General features: G+C 41.5%; 18 protein-coding genes and 1 other annotated feature. Of the genes, 12 read left to right on the forward strand and 6 right to left on the reverse strand.

The genetic code is table 11. The features are described from left to right. The first annotated feature begins 13 nt into the window (after positions 1 to 13). Positions 14 to 559, forward strand: a complete 546-nt coding sequence (locus CRO04_RS18630; protein WP_097005744.1) for an RNA polymerase sigma factor — start codon at positions 14 to 16, stop codon at positions 557 to 559. Here the strand turns inward: CRO04_RS18630 and CRO04_RS18635 are convergent. Then, a complete protein-coding gene (locus CRO04_RS18635) occupies positions 551 to 1627 on the reverse strand; it encodes an undecaprenyldiphospho-muramoylpentapeptide beta-N-acetylglucosaminyltransferase (protein ID WP_097005745.1) in 1077 nt (358 codons plus the stop codon). The genes CRO04_RS18630 and CRO04_RS18635 overlap by 9 nt on opposite strands. Positions 1628 to 1738: 111 nt before the next feature. Here CRO04_RS18635 and CRO04_RS18640 point away from each other — a divergent pair, with 111 nt between their 5' ends. The 4 genes from CRO04_RS18640 to CRO04_RS18655 all read left to right on the forward strand — a co-directional run bounded on the left by CRO04_RS18640 (position 1739) and on the right by CRO04_RS18655 (position 3692). Beyond that, the gene (locus CRO04_RS18640) at positions 1739 to 1996 is read left to right on the forward strand and encodes a hypothetical protein (protein WP_097005746.1); all 258 of its coding nucleotides are present in this window, start codon (positions 1739 to 1741) and stop codon (positions 1994 to 1996) included. A 57-nt stretch (positions 1997 to 2053) separates the two neighbouring features. Beyond that, a complete protein-coding gene (locus CRO04_RS18645) occupies positions 2054 to 2581 on the forward strand; it encodes a nucleoside recognition domain-containing protein (RefSeq protein WP_097005747.1) in 528 nt (175 codons plus the stop codon). A 106-nt stretch (positions 2582 to 2687) separates the two neighbouring features. Next, a complete protein-coding gene (locus CRO04_RS18650; protein WP_097005748.1) occupies positions 2688 to 3137 on the forward strand; it encodes a MarR family transcriptional regulator in 450 nt (149 codons plus the stop codon). A 27-nt stretch (positions 3138 to 3164) separates the two neighbouring features. Next, positions 3165 to 3692, forward strand: coding sequence for a GerMN domain-containing protein (locus CRO04_RS18655; RefSeq protein ID WP_097005749.1), 528 nt, complete (start codon positions 3165 to 3167; stop codon positions 3690 to 3692). Positions 3693 to 3733: 41 nt separating this feature from the next. On the opposite strand, the gene CRO04_RS18660 is transcribed toward CRO04_RS18655, so the two are convergent. Beyond that, positions 3734 to 5551 carry a DUF885 domain-containing protein gene (locus CRO04_RS18660; protein WP_097005750.1) on the reverse strand — a complete coding sequence of 606 codons (1818 nt, stop codon included), beginning with the start codon at positions 5549 to 5551 and terminating at the stop codon, positions 3734 to 3736. A 142-nt stretch (positions 5552 to 5693) separates the two neighbouring features. Then, positions 5694 to 5981 (forward strand) — a binding site (T-box leader). A gap of 87 nt (positions 5982 to 6068) precedes the next feature. Here CRO04_RS18660 and metG point away from each other — a divergent pair. The 5 genes from metG to CRO04_RS18690 all read left to right on the forward strand — a co-directional run bounded on the left by metG (position 6069) and on the right by CRO04_RS18690 (position 11397). Next, positions 6069 to 8045 (forward strand): methionine--tRNA ligase, encoded by a 1977-nt coding sequence (metG, locus tag CRO04_RS18670; protein ID WP_097005752.1) that lies wholly within the window; start codon positions 6069 to 6071, stop codon positions 8043 to 8045. A gap of 77 nt (positions 8046 to 8122) precedes the next feature. Continuing rightward, the gene (locus CRO04_RS18675; RefSeq protein WP_097005753.1) at positions 8123 to 8878 is read left to right on the forward strand and encodes a TraX family protein; all 756 of its coding nucleotides are present in this window, start codon (positions 8123 to 8125) and stop codon (positions 8876 to 8878) included. A gap of 23 nt (positions 8879 to 8901) precedes the next feature. Then, complete coding sequence (locus CRO04_RS18680) at positions 8902 to 9669, forward strand: TatD family hydrolase (protein WP_097005754.1); 768 nt, start codon at positions 8902 to 8904, stop codon at positions 9667 to 9669. 275 nt (positions 9670 to 9944) lie between these two features. Next, positions 9945 to 10811 (forward strand): 16S rRNA (adenine(1518)-N(6)/adenine(1519)-N(6))-dimethyltransferase RsmA, encoded by an 867-nt coding sequence (rsmA, locus tag CRO04_RS18685; protein WP_097005755.1) that lies wholly within the window; start codon positions 9945 to 9947, stop codon positions 10809 to 10811. A gap of 22 nt (positions 10812 to 10833) precedes the next feature. After that, positions 10834 to 11397, forward strand: a complete 564-nt coding sequence (locus CRO04_RS18690) for a TetR/AcrR family transcriptional regulator C-terminal domain-containing protein (RefSeq protein ID WP_097005756.1) — start codon at positions 10834 to 10836, stop codon at positions 11395 to 11397. On the opposite strand, the gene CRO04_RS18695 is transcribed toward CRO04_RS18690, so the two are convergent. Continuing rightward, on the reverse strand, positions 11394 to 11627 hold the full coding sequence (locus tag CRO04_RS18695; RefSeq protein ID WP_097005757.1) for a hypothetical protein: 234 nt from the start codon (positions 11625 to 11627) through the stop codon (positions 11394 to 11396). The two genes, CRO04_RS18690 and CRO04_RS18695, sit on opposite strands and share 4 nt — an antisense overlap. A gap of 208 nt (positions 11628 to 11835) precedes the next feature. Between CRO04_RS18695 and CRO04_RS18700 the strand changes: the two genes are divergently transcribed. Together CRO04_RS18700 and CRO04_RS18705 are read left to right on the forward strand one after the other, a co-directional pair. After that, positions 11836 to 13566: an oleate hydratase gene (locus CRO04_RS18700; RefSeq protein ID WP_166432612.1), complete on the forward strand. Its 1731-nt coding sequence runs from the start codon at positions 11836 to 11838 to the stop codon at positions 13564 to 13566. A gap of 202 nt (positions 13567 to 13768) precedes the next feature. Beyond that, the gene (locus tag CRO04_RS18705; RefSeq protein WP_207654473.1) at positions 13769 to 15442 is read left to right on the forward strand and encodes a peptide ABC transporter substrate-binding protein; all 1674 of its coding nucleotides are present in this window, start codon (positions 13769 to 13771) and stop codon (positions 15440 to 15442) included. Between the two features lie 52 nt (positions 15443 to 15494). On the opposite strand, the gene CRO04_RS18710 is transcribed toward CRO04_RS18705, so the two are convergent. From CRO04_RS18710 to CRO04_RS18720, 3 genes are all read right to left on the reverse strand, one after another. Beyond that, positions 15495 to 16046: a TIGR01440 family protein gene (locus tag CRO04_RS18710; RefSeq protein WP_097005758.1), complete on the reverse strand. Its 552-nt coding sequence runs from the start codon at positions 16044 to 16046 to the stop codon at positions 15495 to 15497. 37 nt (positions 16047 to 16083) lie between these two features. After that, complete coding sequence (locus CRO04_RS18715; protein ID WP_097005759.1) at positions 16084 to 16503, reverse strand: HIT family protein; 420 nt, start codon at positions 16501 to 16503, stop codon at positions 16084 to 16086. Between the two features lie 170 nt (positions 16504 to 16673). Beyond that, positions 16674 to 17078 (reverse strand): bacteriohemerythrin, encoded by a 405-nt coding sequence (locus tag CRO04_RS18720; RefSeq protein ID WP_097005760.1) that lies wholly within the window; start codon positions 17076 to 17078, stop codon positions 16674 to 16676. Positions 17079 to 17202 lie beyond the last annotated feature (124 nt).

Raw genomic sequence — 17202 nt, forward strand, 5'->3', positions numbered from 1 at the left:
AGGGGCATATGATATGAGCATACATGAGGATGAAAATCAGCTGCTGCAGTCAATATATGGTAAATATCAGGGACTGTTGCGCAGAATAGCAAAAACACTGAACGTACCGGATCTGGAAATTGATGATGTGGTACAGGAGACATTTATCTCTTATTTTCAAAACTATTCATTAACCTGGACAGATACGCGGAAAAAAAGTATGCTGATCAAGATACTAAAACGCAAATGCATTGACTGTCTTCGTAAAAATGGCCATTACGAGAAAGTCAGTCTTGATGAGGAGGATGCCTCCACTCAGGTTGCATTGCTCCACAGGTTTGTGGTGACAGATCCTCTGGAGGTTGTTCTTGATGAGGAGTCTATATTAAATATCACCAGTGAGATATCTAATATGAGAGATGAGTGGAAGGAAATGGCCATACTGTATTTTCTGGAACAGCTGACGATTCCGGAGATTTGTGAAAGGCTTGAAATTCCGGGAACGGTCTGCCGCTCCCGGATCTATCGGACCAGAGTCTGTTTGAAGAATCTTCTTGGTCCTAATTATAATTTAGATTGATTTTTTTGATATCAGAGATTCAATCATATTAATAATTGTATCCACAGCATCATGGAGTTCACTGCTTTCCATTTTTGACAGATAGGTCTGATGGTTTGCAAACGTCTCTGTGATGGCCTGCAGCAGGGTATTTTCATTTAAATTTTCTTCTTCCAGAAGATAGCTGAAGCCTTGTCTGGCAAAAGATCTGGCATTTAATATCTGATCACCTCTGCTGGCTGCGGCTGAAAGCGGAATCAGAATATTGAGCTTTCTCAGTGCCAGTATCTCGCAGATAGAGTTTGCACCAGCTCTGGAAATCATCAGGTCTGCAGCAGCAAAAAGATGCTTCAAAGGGGCATCCACATATTCGTATTGTACATATCCCCGAAGATTTGTAAGGCTTTCATCCAGATTGCCTTTTCCGCAGATATGTATTACCTGGTAATTGTTTAAGAGCTTAGGCAGGATGCCCCTTATGGCGTTGTTTACGGTAACAGATCCAAGACTTCCTCCGATAATCAGGATAACAGGCTTATTATCGCTGAGTTTTGCATAATTTAACCCAGTCATACGATTGCCTTCCAGCAGTTCTTTCCGAATGGGGGAGCCTGTCAGTACTGCTTTGGATTTCGGAAGATAACTGAGGGTTTCAGGAAAATTACAGCAGACACGGGTTGCGGCGGGAATGCAGATCCGGTTGGCAAGGCCGGGTGTCATATCTGATTCGTGTATGATTACCGGAATTTTTAGATGTTTTGCGGCCAGTACCACTGGAACAGCGACAAATCCACCTTTTGAAAAGACTAAATCAGGTTTGTAATTCTTTAATATTTTTAACGCCTCTCCAAAACCCTTAATTACACGGAAGGGATCTGTAAAATTTTTGATGTCAAAATATCTGCGGAATTTGCCTGTTGAGATTCCGCTGTATGGGATCTTTGCGTTCTCGATTAACTTTCGTTCTATTCCCTGATATGAGCCGATATAACCAATCTCATAATTTTTTTCTTTCAGTAAAGGAATCAAAGCCAGATTCGGGGTAACATGACCGGCTGTTCCGCCGCCAGTTAAAATAATTTTTTTCATAGAAAAGCTGCCTCCAAATACGATATACTATTATAGTAAACGTTAGTAATAAAAAGTCAACCCCAAAGCGAGAGGGAATCAAAGAATAACCAATGCTAAAGAGGTATAGATGTGAAGTTTAATCAGATTTCAAAAGAGAAACTGGAAGCACATTTGCTTGATTATATGCTAAAACACCCTGAATTAACACCAGATGTCCCAGCTCCTCCGACGGATGAATTCCAGAAAATTATGGCAGAGCTTGACAAAAGGGGAACAAAAACTATTGTAAGAAGACAATTGATAATTCTCCATTTCTGTAATTTCATCATTTACTGCATACATAAGCCTGTCCTAATTATTCGGAATAAGTTTATAAAAAATACGTAGAATGAAAAGGAAATAGCCGGAATAAGTTATAATAATGAACGGATAGCGAGTAAAACTATGGGATTTTTAATATTTCTCTCTGAGGCTTCAGTACCACTGATCATTTTTTATATTGTGGGATTTGGCATATTATCAAAAAGACCTGTATTTGATGATTTTTTAAACGGAGCGAAAGATGGAATGAAAACGGTTGCAGGGATAATGCCGACATTAATCGGACTCATGACAGCTGTAGGAGTATTGAGAGCATCCGGCTTTTTGGATTTCTTGGCAAAGCTGCTTACAAAACCGGCTTCTTATATATTTCTACCGGCACCGGTTGTGCCGGTTATTTTGGTTCGTCTGGTTTCGAATTCTGCTGCAACTGGTCTGGTTTTGGATATTTTCAAAAAATACGGCACAGATACTTATATAGGATTTATGACTTCTGTTCTGATGAGCTGTACAGAGACGTTGTTCTATTGTCTGAGTGTTTATTTTGGTACTGTAAAGATAAGAAAAACCAGGTATACTCTTGCCGGGGCATTAACTGCAACAGCAGCCGGAATAGCTGCCAGTGTATTTTTAAGCCGGATTTTGGTATAAAAGGAAATGAATCATTCTGATTTAAGAATTTCATAAGAATTCAAGTGGTTGTCATAAAATACATAATCATGTATAATTACGAAGAAGCTTTTATTGTCATAAAGATTTGAAGGGGATAAACGTGGATACTTACGGAACTCTTAACGAAGTACTGGTAAGACTGTTTCGGGATATAATGGATATCGAGCAGCAGGCTATCATTACACAGGAATTTAATAATATTACTAATAATGATATGCATGTAATCGAGGCAATCGGAGTCGGAGAACCTAAGAATATGTCCGCAATAGCAAGGGAATTGTCCGTCACGGTGGGGACATTGACTATAGCCATGAACAGTCTTGTTAAAAAAGGTTATGTAACCCGCCAAAGAGGAGAAGAAGACCGGCGTGTTGTTTATATTTCTCTTTCAGATAAAGGAAAACAAGCCTATGAGCATCATGCCACATTTCATCGGGAGATGATAGCCGGAGTGATAGAAGGGTTAAGTGAGGATGAGGTAGAAGTTTTAATCAAAGCTCTGACCAAACTGAATAAGTGGTTTCGGAGTTTTTAACAGAATTAAAGGAGGCAATACGCATTTATGAAAAGAATCATCTTGTTTTTAATGAGCGCAATGCTGATGGTATTCCTGGCGGCCTGTACACCGACACAGCCGAAGATGGAAACAACACCGCCAGACCCCCAGGTTATGGCATCAACAGGCGGCGCCAGTGATAAAGTTCCAGACCCGAATGCAGAGCCGATGGAGATTATCTCCGTATATAGCATGAATGATGATAAGACTGGCTTAAATCAGGCGATGGATGCGGTAGACAAGCTGACTGCGGAATCATTAGTGTCCAAGCTTATTGAGTACGGCGCATTAGAGGAAGGTACAACGGTTCTGAAATATGAATCTGCCGACGGAGTTGGGACTTTGGATTTATCTGCAGTACCAAAGAGTGATGACAAGCTTATCATTACCGCTATCGGCAATACTTTTGTTGAGAACTTTGAACTCTCTAAATTAAAACTTCTGGTAAACGGCAAGAATTATTCCAATGATTCGATCAAGCTGGGTGATAATGATTATCTGGAATATGAAAAGGATTATAAGGAAATCAAATAAAAAACAGGCAAAAGCTTCTTGAGGGCTTTTGCCTGTTTTATTTAACTTCTAAGCTGCTTTGCCAGCCAGTTGCGGAACGCGGGCTGAATCACAGAAAAAGGTGCGGGTCCCACATCAAGCAGAAACGTATGAAAATCCTTTAAGTTAAAGTCGTCTTTTAGAATTCGTTCAGCAGTGCTGCGCATTTCCATAATTTCCAGATAACCAACATAATACTCCATGTAATTGGTTGGGTTTTCAACCAGGCTGTTAAAGATAGAATCTGTAATATCTGTATTTTCCACGTTATAGAAGGTTCCTAAATATTTCGCGGTTGCGTCCTTATCCCAGCCTTCATAATTGATACAGATATCAAGGTATGCATAGATTCCAAGTGTAACTGCCGTGTTATGTGCCAGCAGCTTTCCAAGCTCTGGGTCCAGCCCGTTGTCCAGTGTATAAGAATAATACTCCACATAGGTAGCCCAGCCTTCCGAATAGCTGGTAAATGAAAGAATATTTCTTAAATCATCATGTTTTTTGCTTAGAAAATATACATTCTGATACAGATGTCCCGGATAGCCTTCGTGAGCCAGCGTGGTATATAGATCTTCATTCTGAAAACGCGGGTTTCTGTTAATGTAAATTACATTATCCTGATACCGGTCTAATGGGGGAACCAGGTAAAATGCGGGACTTAATGAGGATTCCAATGCATCCGGCACATACTTGACGGTATAATTGCAGGGCGGAAGCTCCGGAAAATCCTTGGTTATCTGTGTTTTCAGTGACTCAAGGATCTCTTCTGGTTTTGTATACCGAAAAGAGTAGTGATCCAGTGAGTCAAGAACTTCAGGGTGATCTTTTGTAATCTGACCCAATGCTTTAATATCAGAACTCATCTGCTTTTCAATTGCTTTCTTTAAGCTTTTAACTGAATCGTAAGAGGTTCCAGTATTGGAATCAACCAGATATTCAAAGTATTTCTTCCCATCCGGATACCAGGACAGCCCCTTGTCATTAGTTCCGGTGCCAATCAGAGCTGTAATTCCGCTTATTAAGTTTTTATAGGCAGGAATGAAATGTTCTTCCAGAATTTTTAAATTCTGTTCCTTATATCGGGTCTTTTCTTCAGCGGTTAAGTCTGTCAGGGCATCAATTCTGGTATTGAAGGTTTCCGCAAGAAAACTGTGATCCGGTTGAATTAAATATGCTTCACAGGATTTCAGCACGTGATCAGCTGCGGAATCTGACATAAAAAGCCCTGCCGCTGATTTCTGTTTTTCAAATTCCATTATCTGTGCGTAATATTCATCAATGGTAGATAACAGGGACAGATAATGATCCACATCTGCTTTGTTGTAGAAGGTATACTCCGCAAAGAGAACCGGAAGCTGAGCCTGAATTCCGATGGTGGTGGTAAGCGGCTGGGCGTATAGTTCCATTCCGTCTGAAGTTAATTCTGTTTCAATATAGGAGTATAGAATCTGATAAGTAAGCCTCTGATCAGCGGTCAGCTTGCGGGGATTATATTCTTTCAGCTTTTTCTTTGTATCCTGAAGATCCTTTGTGCTCTGTTTCATTTTATCCAGAGAATAATCGCCAAGAGTTAAAGGCACCGTGTCTATTCCCCTGGAAGCAGGATCAGCAATGCTGAAATGAAAACTTATCCCGGAGTCTTTGATTTCGTCCCTGAACAGATCAGCAGTAAACTGATCGAATGATTTCTGCATAGATAAATCAGCAGCATGGTATTTTTCGTATTGAGCATCAGATGGTGTTCCTGACTGTCCTGGAGGCGGTGTACAGGCACAAAACAGAGAAGCAGCCAGGATAATGGAAAGGATACGGCGTCCCTGCCTGATAATATTATTTTTCATATTGAGATCCTCCGCAATTCACTATTATTATTTATATGTTTACATGAAAAAAGTAATGACAAAAGGTCAGATCCTGCAGTATACCTGCTTGACAAACGGGAATGAAACTATTACACTAGGGTTACTGACAATTGATTCATTTGAGAATGCTATGAAAAGAAGAGTAAGAAAACCGCCTCATGTACAGAGAATTCCGGTAGCTGAAAAGGAAGCCTGAGCGTATTTCCCAACATGGCCTTGGAGCAGCGAAGTTGAATTGGCTAATCGGCCTTTAAATTTCGACGGTCACACCCGTTATCGTGTCAGACTGTTATTATATACCATAAGCTTCGTTCTGGGAAGCTTTTGATTAGAACGCAGCCGGTGAGGTCTGTGCTGTAAGGCACGGATAAATTAAAGTGGTATCACGGGATAATACCCCGTCTTTAAAATTCCTGTTGGGATTTTTTAAGACGGGTTTTTCTTTGTTGGAAAATAAATTACCCTGCATCTCATTATATTTCTGGAGGAAAAGATTATGTGTAAAGATTCGAACAAAAAGCCATATTACATTACTACAGCCATTGCCTATGCATCGGGAAAGCCCCATATTGGCAATACCTATGAGGCTGTTCTGGCTGATGCCATTGCACGTTTTAAAAGAGAAGAAGGATATGATGTGTTCTATCAGACAGGTACGGATGAACACGGACAGAAGATTGAGGAAAAGGCAGCCGCAGCAGGAATAACGCCTAAGGAGTTTGTAGACCAGGCAGCCGGTCAGATTAAAGCGATCTGGGATCTGATGAACACCTCCTATGACAAATTTATCCGTACTACAGATCCGGAGCATGAAAAGCAGGTACAGAAGATTTTCAAAAAGCTTTATGATCAGGGTGATATCTATAAAGGACACTATGAAGGATTGTATTGTACTCCCTGTGAATCATTCTTTACAGAATCCCAGCTGGTAGATGGAAAATGTCCGGATTGCGGCAGGGAGGTAAAGCCCGCAAAGGAAGAAGCATATTTCTTCCGTATGAGCAAATATGCAGACCGTCTGATCCGCCATATCAATGAAAATCCTGATTTCATACAGCCGGTATCAAGAAAGAATGAGATGATGAACAATTTCCTTCTTCCGGGGCTTCAGGATTTATGCGTGTCCAGAACCACCTTCACATGGGGAATCCCGGTAACATTTGATCCAAAGCATGTTACTTATGTATGGCTGGATGCACTGACCAATTATATAACTGGAATCGGTTATGACTGCGATGGAAATAACAGCGGGCAATTTTCAAAACTCTGGCCTGCAGACCTTCATCTTATTGGCAAAGACATCATTCGTTTCCATACCATTTATTGGCCTATTTTCTTAATGGCACTTGATGTACCCCTTCCAAAACAGGTATTCGGTCATCCCTGGCTGCTGCAGGGGGAGGGAAAAATGAGTAAATCCAAGGGTAACGTACTCTATGCAGATACGCTGGTGGACTTTTTTGGTGTAGATGCTGTCCGTTATTTTGTACTTCACGAAATGCCTTTTGACAATGACGGAATTATCTCATGGGAACTGATGGTTGAGCGCATGAATTCTGATCTTGCTAATGTTCTGGGCAATCTTGTAAACCGAACCATATCCATGTCAAATAAGTATTTTGAAGGTGTGGTTACAGATGGAAAGGCAACCGATTCCTTTGATGAGGAGTTAAAGGCAGTTGTACTTGATGAGGTGAAGAAGGTCAGTGAGAAGATGGAGAAACTCCGTGTAGCAGATGCGATGACTTCTATTTTTAACATCTTCAGAAGAAGTAACAAATATATTGACGAGACAGCACCATGGACTCTTGCAAAGGATGAGGCATCAAAGACCCGTCTGGAAACAGTCCTTTATAACCTGACGGAAGCAATTACTATTGGAGCTTCCCTCCTGGCTTCGTTTATGCCGGATACCTCTGCTAAAATTCTTGCACAGCTTCATACAACGAAAAGAGAGCTGTCCCAGATGAATGCATTTGGTTTATACCCATCTGGAAACAAGGTAACTGACAAGCCGGAGATTTTATTTGCCCGTATGGATATAAAGGAAGTGATGGAAAAAGTGGAAGCGATGCATGCAGCAGAAGATAATGGAAAAGAAGAGACTAAAGCACTGACGGATGACGGAATTGATATAGAAGCCAAACCGGAAATTGAATATGATGATTTTGCAAAGCTGCAGTTTCAGGTAGGGGAAATCATTGCCTGCGAAGCGGTGGCCAAGTCGAAAAAACTTTTATGCTCAAAAGTTAAGATAGGCAGCCAGGTAAAACAGATTGTCAGCGGAATTAAAGCACATTATTCACCGGAAGAAATGGTTGGCAAAAAAGTTATGGTTGTGGTAAACTTAAAACCAGCAAAGCTGGCCGGAGTGTTGTCTGAAGGTATGCTTTTATGCGCCGAAGATGCACAGGGCAATTTATCGCTTATGGTTCCGGAGAAGACAATGCCATCCGGAGCAGAAATCTGCTGATAATAAGCTGTTTTAACGAAGAAAAAGTAAAGGCCGGATTTTAATAATCCGGTCTTATCGTTTAAAAGGAGGATTCTATGACAGAGTCTGCCATTACCCGAAAAAAGGGGATTACCGGAAATGCCTTAAAGATGATTGCGGTCATAACTATGCTTATTGACCATATAGGCGCAGTTGTGATTGAAAACGGGATATTAAAATATCAGAACACATTACTGATGCAGACGATACTTGCAACGCCGGAGGGCGCAAGATGGAGTATCATTAATTTTATTCTTCGGACAATTGGCAGAATTGCCTTTCCTGTTTTCTGCTTTTTGCTGGTAGAGGGATTTCTTCACACCAGAGATGTTAAAAAGTATGGGATCAGGCTATTGGTTTTCGCCTTGATTTCAGAGATTCCTTTTGATCTTGCAGTATTTGACAGCTGGTTTCACCCCGGATATCAGAATGTATTTTTTACACTATTAATTGGTCTTTGGGTTATTGCCTGGTATCAGAAGGCTATGGGAGATCCGCTGCGGCAGTTTCTGGCAATTGGAGCAGGGTGCGGGGCATCCATTTTTCTGAAGTCAGATTACAACATATACGGAATATTCCTGATTTTGGTTATCTATATATTTCGGGATAATAAGAAGCTTCAGGCTGTTTTTACAGGGATTACGTCGGCATTAATCAGTGTAAGCTGTTTTGGAGCCGGAGCGCTTTCTCTTGTGCCCATTCATATGTATAACGGGAAAAAGGGTGAGAGGAATTTAAAATATTTATTTTACTGGTTTTATCCTCTTCATTTAATTTTACTTTATATTCTGCGATTATTGATTGCAGGCTGACAAACGTTTTAAAGGAGATATCTATGATTTTTGACACACACGCCCATTACGATGATGAGGCATTTGATGAGGACAGAGAACAACTGCTGGGAAGTTTGCAGTCTCATGGCATAGAAGCGGTTACTAATGTGGGAGCCAGCATAAAGACATCAGAGAATACTATAAAACTAACAGAGAAGTATTCTTATATATATGGGGCGATCGGTGTCCATCCCAATGAGACTGGTGAACTTAATGATGAGAAGTTTAACTGGCTGAAAGAAAATTCCAGCCGCAGCAAAGTAGTCGCCATTGGAGAAATAGGTCTTGATTATTACTGGGAAGAACCAGATCATGAAACACAGAAAACCTGGTTTGTGCGGCAGCTGAATCTGGCTAAGGAAGTTAAACTTCCGGTTATCATTCACAGCCGTGATGCGGCAAAAGATACGCTTGATATTATGAAAGTGGAGCATTCCCAAGATGTGGGGGGTGTGATTCACTGTTTTTCCTATGGGAAAGAGATGGCAAGAGAATATCTGACTATGGGCTTTTATTTGGGAATCGGCGGTGTTCTGACTTTTAAAAACGCCAGGAAGCTGAAGGAGGTAGTGGAATATATGCCTTTAGATCAGCTGGTACTTGAGACAGATTGTCCATACCTGGCACCTGTTCCCAATCGGGGAAAACGCAATACTTCTTTAAACCTGCCTTTTGTTGTGCGGGAAATCAGCATAATCAAGGGAATTCCGGAAGAAACGGTAATGGAAATTACAAGCAGAAATGCCAAAAGGCTTTATAAGATGATATAAATTTTCAGACTAAACCAGCAGTGCAGTCAGAAGCAGAGATATCAGTTCATTCAGAAGCTGTGGGTTTTGATCGTAGTTCAGACCTGCCAAAGGATTAAGAATCATATGGAAGCGAAACATATCTAACCTTGAAATGGCCGGAGCTTCCATCGCAGTTGGATGCCGCGATTGCTGTTGTTTTGAGAGATGCTGGCGCTGTTCCGATTTTTAAATTATTGACTTTTTACATATAATAAGATACCATAAATTTAAAAATATTCGGAAAAAGAGGTTATATGCAGAATAAATTAGGAAATCCCCAAAAAACCATTGAAATCATACAGAAATATGAATTTGCCTTTCAGAAAAAGTTTGGGCAGAATTTTTTAATAGATACTCATGTACTGGATAAAATCATTGCGGCGGCAGGAGTGACAAAGGAAGACTGTGTTCTGGAAATTGGTCCGGGAATAGGAACTATGACCCAGTATCTTGCAGAAAAAGCCGGACAAGTAGTGGCAGTAGAGATTGATACAAAGCTGATCCCCATTCTGAAAGAGACTCTTGGAGATTACAATAATGTTACTGTACTTCATGATGATATCCTGAAGGTTGATGTGAAACAGATTACTCAACAGTATAACGAAGGAAGGCCCATTAAGGTAGTAGCGAATCTGCCCTATTACATTACAACTCCTATCATCATGGGTCTTTTTGAAGGAGATGTACCCATTGACAATATTACGGTTATGGTGCAGAAGGAAGTGGCAGACCGCATGCAGGTAGGACCTGGTTCTAAAGATTACGGTGCGCTTTCACTGGCTGTCCAGTATTACGCAGAACCATATATTGTAGCCAATGTTCCCCCAAACTGCTTTATGCCCCGCCCCAGCGTAGGTTCAGCGGTAATCCGTCTGACACGGCATAAAAATCCTCCTGTAAATGTACAGGATCCGGGATTGATGTTCCGTCTGATTCGTGCCTCCTTTAATCAGAGAAGAAAAACACTGCAGAATGGTTTAAATAATTCACCAGAAATCCCCTATACCAAAGAACAGATCGCAAAAGCCATTGAAAGTCTGGGTCTTTCCCCGTCTGTGAGAGGAGAAGCTCTGAATTTAGAGCAGTTTGCTTCACTTGCCAACTGCTTTACTGGCATGTAGAAATCGTATAACAGGAGGGCTTATGTCGGATTCGCTTATTACAAAACGTGCGATTGCTGAAGCATTGAAGCAGGTTTGCAAAGAGAAACCTTTTGATAAGATATCCATTTCAGATATTACTGCAGTTTGTGGTCTGAACCGGCAGACCTTTTATTATCACTTTCAGGATAAGTATGAATTGTTAAGCTGGATTTATTATAATGAAAATTTTGCAGCTATCGCGGAAGATATCAGTCTTCTGAACTGGAATATAAAAATTTACGAGCTGTTAAACAATATAAAACAGGAAAAAAGCTTTTATATGAATACGATAAAAGAGCAGGAGCATACGTTTGAGAGTTATCTGTATGAGATGACAAAAGCGTTGTTTTCAGAAGCGATTGAGGTTCTGGATGAAAAGGGAAAACTGACAGAGGAAGAACGGGATTTTGATGCTGGGTTTTATGCCTATGGTCTTTGCGGAGTGATTATGGACTGGGTGCGAGATGGGATGAAGATGGAGCCGAAAGAGGTTTCAGACCGGTTAAAAAGCCTCGCCAGAGCTACAGAACGTATTGGTTACATTCGCAGTCAGGCGGAGCTTTAAGCCAATTTCTGTATAATGAGATTCAGACATTCCTCTCTGGAACATCGTTTTATCATAATGAGCAGTTCATCATAAGTGAAAAGTTCGCTGGAAGCAGGGTTGAATTTCAGCAGAAGTTCGTTCAAATTGCGGGCGGTCCTTTCCGGTGCCTTCTGACCATTTTTCAGTTGATGAAGAAGCGCTGTTTTTAAAACGCTTTCCCGTATATGTTTGTGTAATGTACCCGACATGGATTGTCCTCCTTAATCATTACTTTCATTGTAAAAGAAGATTATAAAAATTACGATAGACAAAATAGTTAAATTGTCTGGTTTTTCGACACCGCTTTTGTGGTGTCGTTTTTTTATACAGGAATAAAAGCATGTATGGTGACGTAAAAAATGTAGTATGATAATATAGGCTTATCTAGTGATGTAAAATGAGATTGGAGCGTGGCTTATGAAGAAAAAAATGGAAAAAAGCAACATGGCAAAGTTACTGGTACTGGGGCTTGCAGCTACAGCAGCAGGTGTGGCAGCCAAAACACTTTATACACGTATCGGTAATGCAGGGAAGGAAAAGCGCAGTATCAATAAAAAGAATAGCACTGTTGCAAGAGGGAAGGCATATTTTGTAGGCGGAGGTCTTGGCAGCCTTGCGGGGGCCGCTTATTTAATCAGAGACGGAAAGATGCCTGGAAATCAGATTACCATCTTTGAAGGTATGCCGATATTCGGAGGAAGCAATGACGGAATTGGTACTCCTGAGAAAGGTTTTGTCTGCAGGGGAGGACGTATGCTCAATGAAGAAACTTACGAGAATTTCTGGGAACTGTTTCGATCCATTCCCTCTCTTGCCAACCCAGATAGAAGCGTGACTGATGAGATTCTGGATTTTGATCATGCCCATCCTACATCAGCAAAAGCCAGACTGATTGATAAAGACGGAAATATTCTTAATGTAAAAAGTATGGGATTTACTCAGAGTGAACGAATGGCTCTTCTAAGACTAATGAGTACTCCCGAAGAAAAGCTTGACGATATGACAATCGAAGAGTGGTTTGCGGACATGCCTCACTTTTTTACTACTAATTTCTGGTATATGTGGCAGACTACCTTCGCGTTTCAGAAATGGAGCAGTTTATTTGAGTTCCGCCGGTACATGCGCCGGATGATACTGGAATTCTCCCGTATAGATACTTTGGAAGGAGTAACAAGAACTCCTCTCAATCAGTATGACAGCGTGATTCGACCTCTGGAAGCATACTTAAGAAAAGAGGGGGTTGTATTTGCGGAGAACTGTACAGTAACAGATATTGATTTTGCAGATGGTGATGAGATTACCGCAAAAGTTCTCCACTTAAATGATCATGGTATTACACGTACCCTGGAAATGGAAGAGGATGATATCTGTATCATGACAAATGCATGTATGACAGACAGTGCCACACTAGGTGATCTTAATACACCAGCACCAGCACCTGTTCTAAAACCAATTTCCGGAGAATTATGGAGCAAGGTGGCAGCTAAAAAGCAGGGGCTTGGTAATCCATATCCATTTTTCGGAGATATCAGTGAGACAAACTGGGAAAGCTTCACTGTTACAAGCAAAGGAAACCGACTGTTAAAGCTTATAGAGAATTATTCTGGCAATACACCGGGCAGCGGAGCTTTAATGACCTTTAAGGATTCCAGTTGGCTGATGAGCATTGTAGTTGCGGCTCAGCCCCATTTTATTAATCAGCCAATGGACCAGACCATTTTCTGGGGTTATGGTCTTTATACGGACAGATTAGGAGATTATGTGAAAAAGCCGATGAAGGATTGTACCGGGGAAGAACTTCTTACGGAACTTCTCTTCCACCTTCATATGCAGGATCATAAGGATGAGGTTATGGCGGATGTAATTAATGTAATTCCCTGCATGATGCCTTATGTAGACGCGCAATTCCAGCCACGAAAGATGGCAGACAGACCTGAGGTCGTACCGGATGGGTCCACTAATTTTGCCATGATCAGCCAGTTTGTTGAAATACCGGAGGATATGGTCTTTACAGAGGAATATTCCGTTCGTGCTGCAAGAATTGCTGTATATACACTGATGGGAATTGATAAGAAGATCTGTCCGGTTACTCCGCATGTGAAAAATCCAGGGGTTTTGCTGAAAGCGGTACAGACAGCCTATCGGTAAAATATAAAAATGTCTTTGTGAGCCAGACGAATAATTGATACAATTCGTCTGGCTCTTTTGCGCGTTATCGCTTTAACACCTTACAATACAAGAGTTTTGCGGAAAAATGCTGATTGCATGATTGGTTCATTTATGGTATGCTATATCCCGTGTTGTCCTTGATGGACGGACGAAACAAAACGTAGATATGGAGGGAAGTATTATGAAAAAAACAGCAGTTGTATTAGCAGCTGTTCTTGTCTCTGGCTTGGTATTAAGTGCATGCGGAGGATCTGGAAAGCCCGGAACCACGCCAAACGGCACAGATAAGACAGAGGCAGCGGCCAATACCTCAACAGGGGGTCTTGACCTGGCAGTAGAGATAGGACCGGACCCGGAAACCATTGATCCGGCTCTTAACTCATCAATTGATGCATCCAATATGATTTTGCATGCATTTGAGACTCTGCTCACATTTGATGAAAAGAATAACATTGTTCCTGGTCAGGCAGAATCTTATGATGTCAGTGATGACGGTCTTACCTACACCTTTCATCTGAGAGACGGTTTAAAATGGAGTGACGGTTCCGATTTCACAGCAGAAGACTTTGTATATTCCTGGAAGCGTCTGGCTGATCCTGCGACCGCAGCACCCTATGCGGCAGATATGCTTTCTATGATCAAGGGATATGATGAAGCAGCCGCAGGTAACATTGATGCTCTGGCGGTTTCAGCTCCCGATGCAAAAACCTTTGTTGTAGAGCTTTCTGGTCCTTGCGTATACTTTGATAAGATTATCACTCATGCAAGTATGGCGCCAGTTAAAAAGGATGTCGTTGAGGCAAAAGGTGACCAGTGGTCCCTGACACCTGAAACCTATATTTCAAACGGCCCGTTAAAGATGATCGAGTGGGTACCTGGTTCTCATATTACCCTGGCAAAGAATGAAAATTACTGGAATGCAGATAAGATTACCTTAAATACATTAAAGTTCGTTCTTATGGAAGATTCCAATGCTGCATACAGCGCATATCAGACAGGTGAGGTTCAGATGATCCGCGATGTTCCTACTGAGGAAATCCCGGCCCTTAAGGATTTACCCGAGTTCCATTTAGAACCACGTATGGCAACATCCTATACTATTTATAACACTCAGAAGGAACCTTTTAATAATGTAAAGGTCCGCCGTGCATTAACGCTTGCAGTTGACCGCAGTTATATTGCAGATACCCTTATGATGGGAACTGCAACTCCTGCAGCTAACTTTGTTGGACCTGGTATATCTGATGCAGAAGAAGGATCTTCCTTTGAAGAGGTAAGCCGTAAAAATAACGGCGGAGACTACTTCAGCGTGGATAATTATGAAGCAGATCTTGAAAAGGCAAAACAACTGCTTGCAGAAGCAGGATATCCCAACGGGGAAGGATTTCCGCCGATCGAATATATGACCAACGATGCCGGTTATAACAAACCAATCGCTGAGTACTTGCAGAATGCATGGAGCGAACTTGGAATCAGAATGGATATTAAGATTGTGGAATGGTCTACATTTACACCTACCCGTCGTGCCGGTGATTTTGAAATCTGCCGCGGAGGCTGGGTTTATGATTATGATGATCCTTCCAACATGCTGAATCTGTTTACAACAGAAAGCGGGAACAATGATGGAAAGTACTCTAACCCCGATGTAGATAAGCTACTGGCAGAGGCCAGAAGCACAGATGATAAAGCAGAGCATTTTGATAAGCTTCATCAGGCAGAGAAGATCATGATGGAAGATGCTGCAGTAGCTCCTCTGGTATATTCCAGTGATTTTTATCTGCAGAGACCTGAAATAAAAGGAACATGGCATTCACCTTATGGCTACTGGTACTTCATGTACGCCACAAAGGAATAAAACAGTAAAAACCTGCAGCCGCGGCATTACACCGCCAGGCTGCAGGTTTTTATTATTCAATGGTATCATCGTAGAAAGCACGGATACCGCCAATGTATTTTGGTCTGGTACGGGCGGCTACCACACGGGCAGAGCCGATATATTGGGTTTTTATACGGACCGGGACGGCAACAGCTTTTAAATGCATGCCAATCAGTGTATCTCCAATATCTATTCCTGCATGAGCCTGAATGGATTCTACTGCAACCGGATGTTCAAAGCCTTGGTAAGCAGCAAGAGAGAAGGAGCCTCCGGCCTTTAGCTGGGGAACTACATTAACAGGTTCATAATGATAGAATTCAGCCGCTTCTTTCTCTAATATCAGGGCTCTGTTTAAGTGCTCACAGCACTGGGCAGCAACATAGATTCCCTGTTTATGAAAAACTTCATAAATTGCAAAGAACACCGCCTGGCCAATCTCTGCACTGGAATGTGAGCCGATTTTATGATCGGATATTTCACTGGAGGAGCAGCCGATGACCACTAAATCTTTTTCCTTCAGATGTGATGCTTCTAAAAGTTCTTTTGCAGCTTTCCCTGCCTGTTTTCTGATGTCATCTAACATTCTCCGGCACCTTCCTTCCCTGTATGGTCTGTTTTACTTATAATGCTTCACGAATGGCATCAGCCATCTTCTCATACTCCTCATCTGTGAGATAGACCTTATCCGGATTCATGGTAAACGTGCCGCCCCATTCATCGCCTCCGTTATATTTTGGGACAATGTGCATATGCAGGTGGCAGCCGGTATCTCCGTATGCGCCGTAATTTACTTTATCAGGATTAAAAACCTTGTGAATGGCTCTGGATACTTTGGAAACCTCAGCAAAAAATGCATCTCTGTCTTCGTCACTGATATCAATCATCTCACTGACATGATCCTTGTATGCCAGGATGACTCTGCCCTTCTTACTCTGTTCTTTGAATAAATATAAAAAGCCTGTTTCCATCTCACAGACCGGATAACCGAATTTGGCAACTAAGTCTCCTTTCATACAATATGCGCAGTTTGGGTCTTTCATAATCATGTACCTTCTTTCCAGTAATTTGTTTTACATATCTGAACCTATTCTATCAAAATCCGGACAGATTGAAAAGACAGTGCAGCAATTATTTTATGTCGTTAAATGAAAAAAACAGCTTCCTGCCAGATATCTGGTAAGAAGCTGCGGGTTTATTGCATTCAAGTGTGTCAGGATTTACTTTTGATATGAGTGGCTACCTTCACATCCTCTTTCTTGATATGGTTGATCAGCCAGCCTGCAATGGCACTGTTCACTTCACCCACAAGAGTGATAGTAGGACCTTCCTTATCAAGCTTCTGGCAAATTCCTGCAACTACCTTTTTAAATTCTTCGTGGTAGCGTTTATGGTTTGCATAATCAGGATACTGACTCTGAAGCTGAAGCTTTTCCTCGTCTCCAAAATGCTTGGCAGTATAATCCTGTAAAAATTTAGTAGTATTTGCCAGTTCTGCACGACCCTTTCCAGTGGAACAGGCAGTCAGCAGATTATTGATTGCATCGATCAGTTGGCGGTGTTCAGAGTCTATCAGCTGGTTTCCGGTTTCCAGATCCTTTGTAAATGTGTATGCCATATGTACACGTATAATCCAATTATCTTAGATGGTAATTGGATTTTTCCTTTCTCCCAGATTCTCTGGGCATTTTAATCCATCTCTGATATATTTTGAAAAGGCACTGTGGATCTGTACCTATATA

The organism is Lacrimispora amygdalina (genome assembly GCF_900205965.1).
Classification (GTDB): Bacteria; Bacillota; Clostridia; order Lachnospirales; family Lachnospiraceae; genus Lacrimispora; species Lacrimispora amygdalina_A.

Coding starts and splice junctions, on each gene's coding strand:
- CRO04_RS18630 (WP_097005744.1), top strand. CDS start 14: ATGAGCATACATGAGGATGAAAATCAGCTGCTGCAGTCAATATATGGT.
- CRO04_RS18635 (WP_097005745.1), bottom strand. CDS start 1,627: ATGAAAAAAATTATTTTAACTGGCGGCGGAACAGCCGGTCATGTTACC.
- CRO04_RS18645 (WP_097005747.1), top strand. CDS start 2,054: ATGGGATTTTTAATATTTCTCTCTGAGGCTTCAGTACCACTGATCATT.
- CRO04_RS18655 (WP_097005749.1), top strand. CDS start 3,165: ATGAAAAGAATCATCTTGTTTTTAATGAGCGCAATGCTGATGGTATTC.
- CRO04_RS18660 (WP_097005750.1), bottom strand. CDS start 5,551: ATGAAAAATAATATTATCAGGCAGGGACGCCGTATCCTTTCCATTATC.
- metG (WP_097005752.1), top strand. CDS start 6,069: ATGTGTAAAGATTCGAACAAAAAGCCATATTACATTACTACAGCCATT.
- CRO04_RS18675 (WP_097005753.1), top strand. CDS start 8,123: ATGACAGAGTCTGCCATTACCCGAAAAAAGGGGATTACCGGAAATGCC.
- CRO04_RS18680 (WP_097005754.1), top strand. CDS start 8,902: ATGATTTTTGACACACACGCCCATTACGATGATGAGGCATTTGATGAG.
- rsmA (WP_097005755.1), top strand. CDS start 9,945: ATGCAGAATAAATTAGGAAATCCCCAAAAAACCATTGAAATCATACAG.
- CRO04_RS18690 (WP_097005756.1), top strand. CDS start 10,834: ATGTCGGATTCGCTTATTACAAAACGTGCGATTGCTGAAGCATTGAAG.
- CRO04_RS18695 (WP_097005757.1), bottom strand. CDS start 11,627: ATGTCGGGTACATTACACAAACATATACGGGAAAGCGTTTTAAAAACA.
- CRO04_RS18700 (WP_166432612.1), top strand. CDS start 11,836: ATGAAGAAAAAAATGGAAAAAAGCAACATGGCAAAGTTACTGGTACTG.
- CRO04_RS18705 (WP_207654473.1), top strand. CDS start 13,769: ATGAAAAAAACAGCAGTTGTATTAGCAGCTGTTCTTGTCTCTGGCTTG.
- CRO04_RS18710 (WP_097005758.1), bottom strand. CDS start 16,046: ATGTTAGATGACATCAGAAAACAGGCAGGGAAAGCTGCAAAAGAACTT.
- CRO04_RS18715 (WP_097005759.1), bottom strand. CDS start 16,503: ATGAAAGACCCAAACTGCGCATATTGTATGAAAGGAGACTTAGTTGCC.
- CRO04_RS18720 (WP_097005760.1), bottom strand. CDS start 17,078: ATGGCATACACATTTACAAAGGATCTGGAAACCGGAAACCAGCTGATA.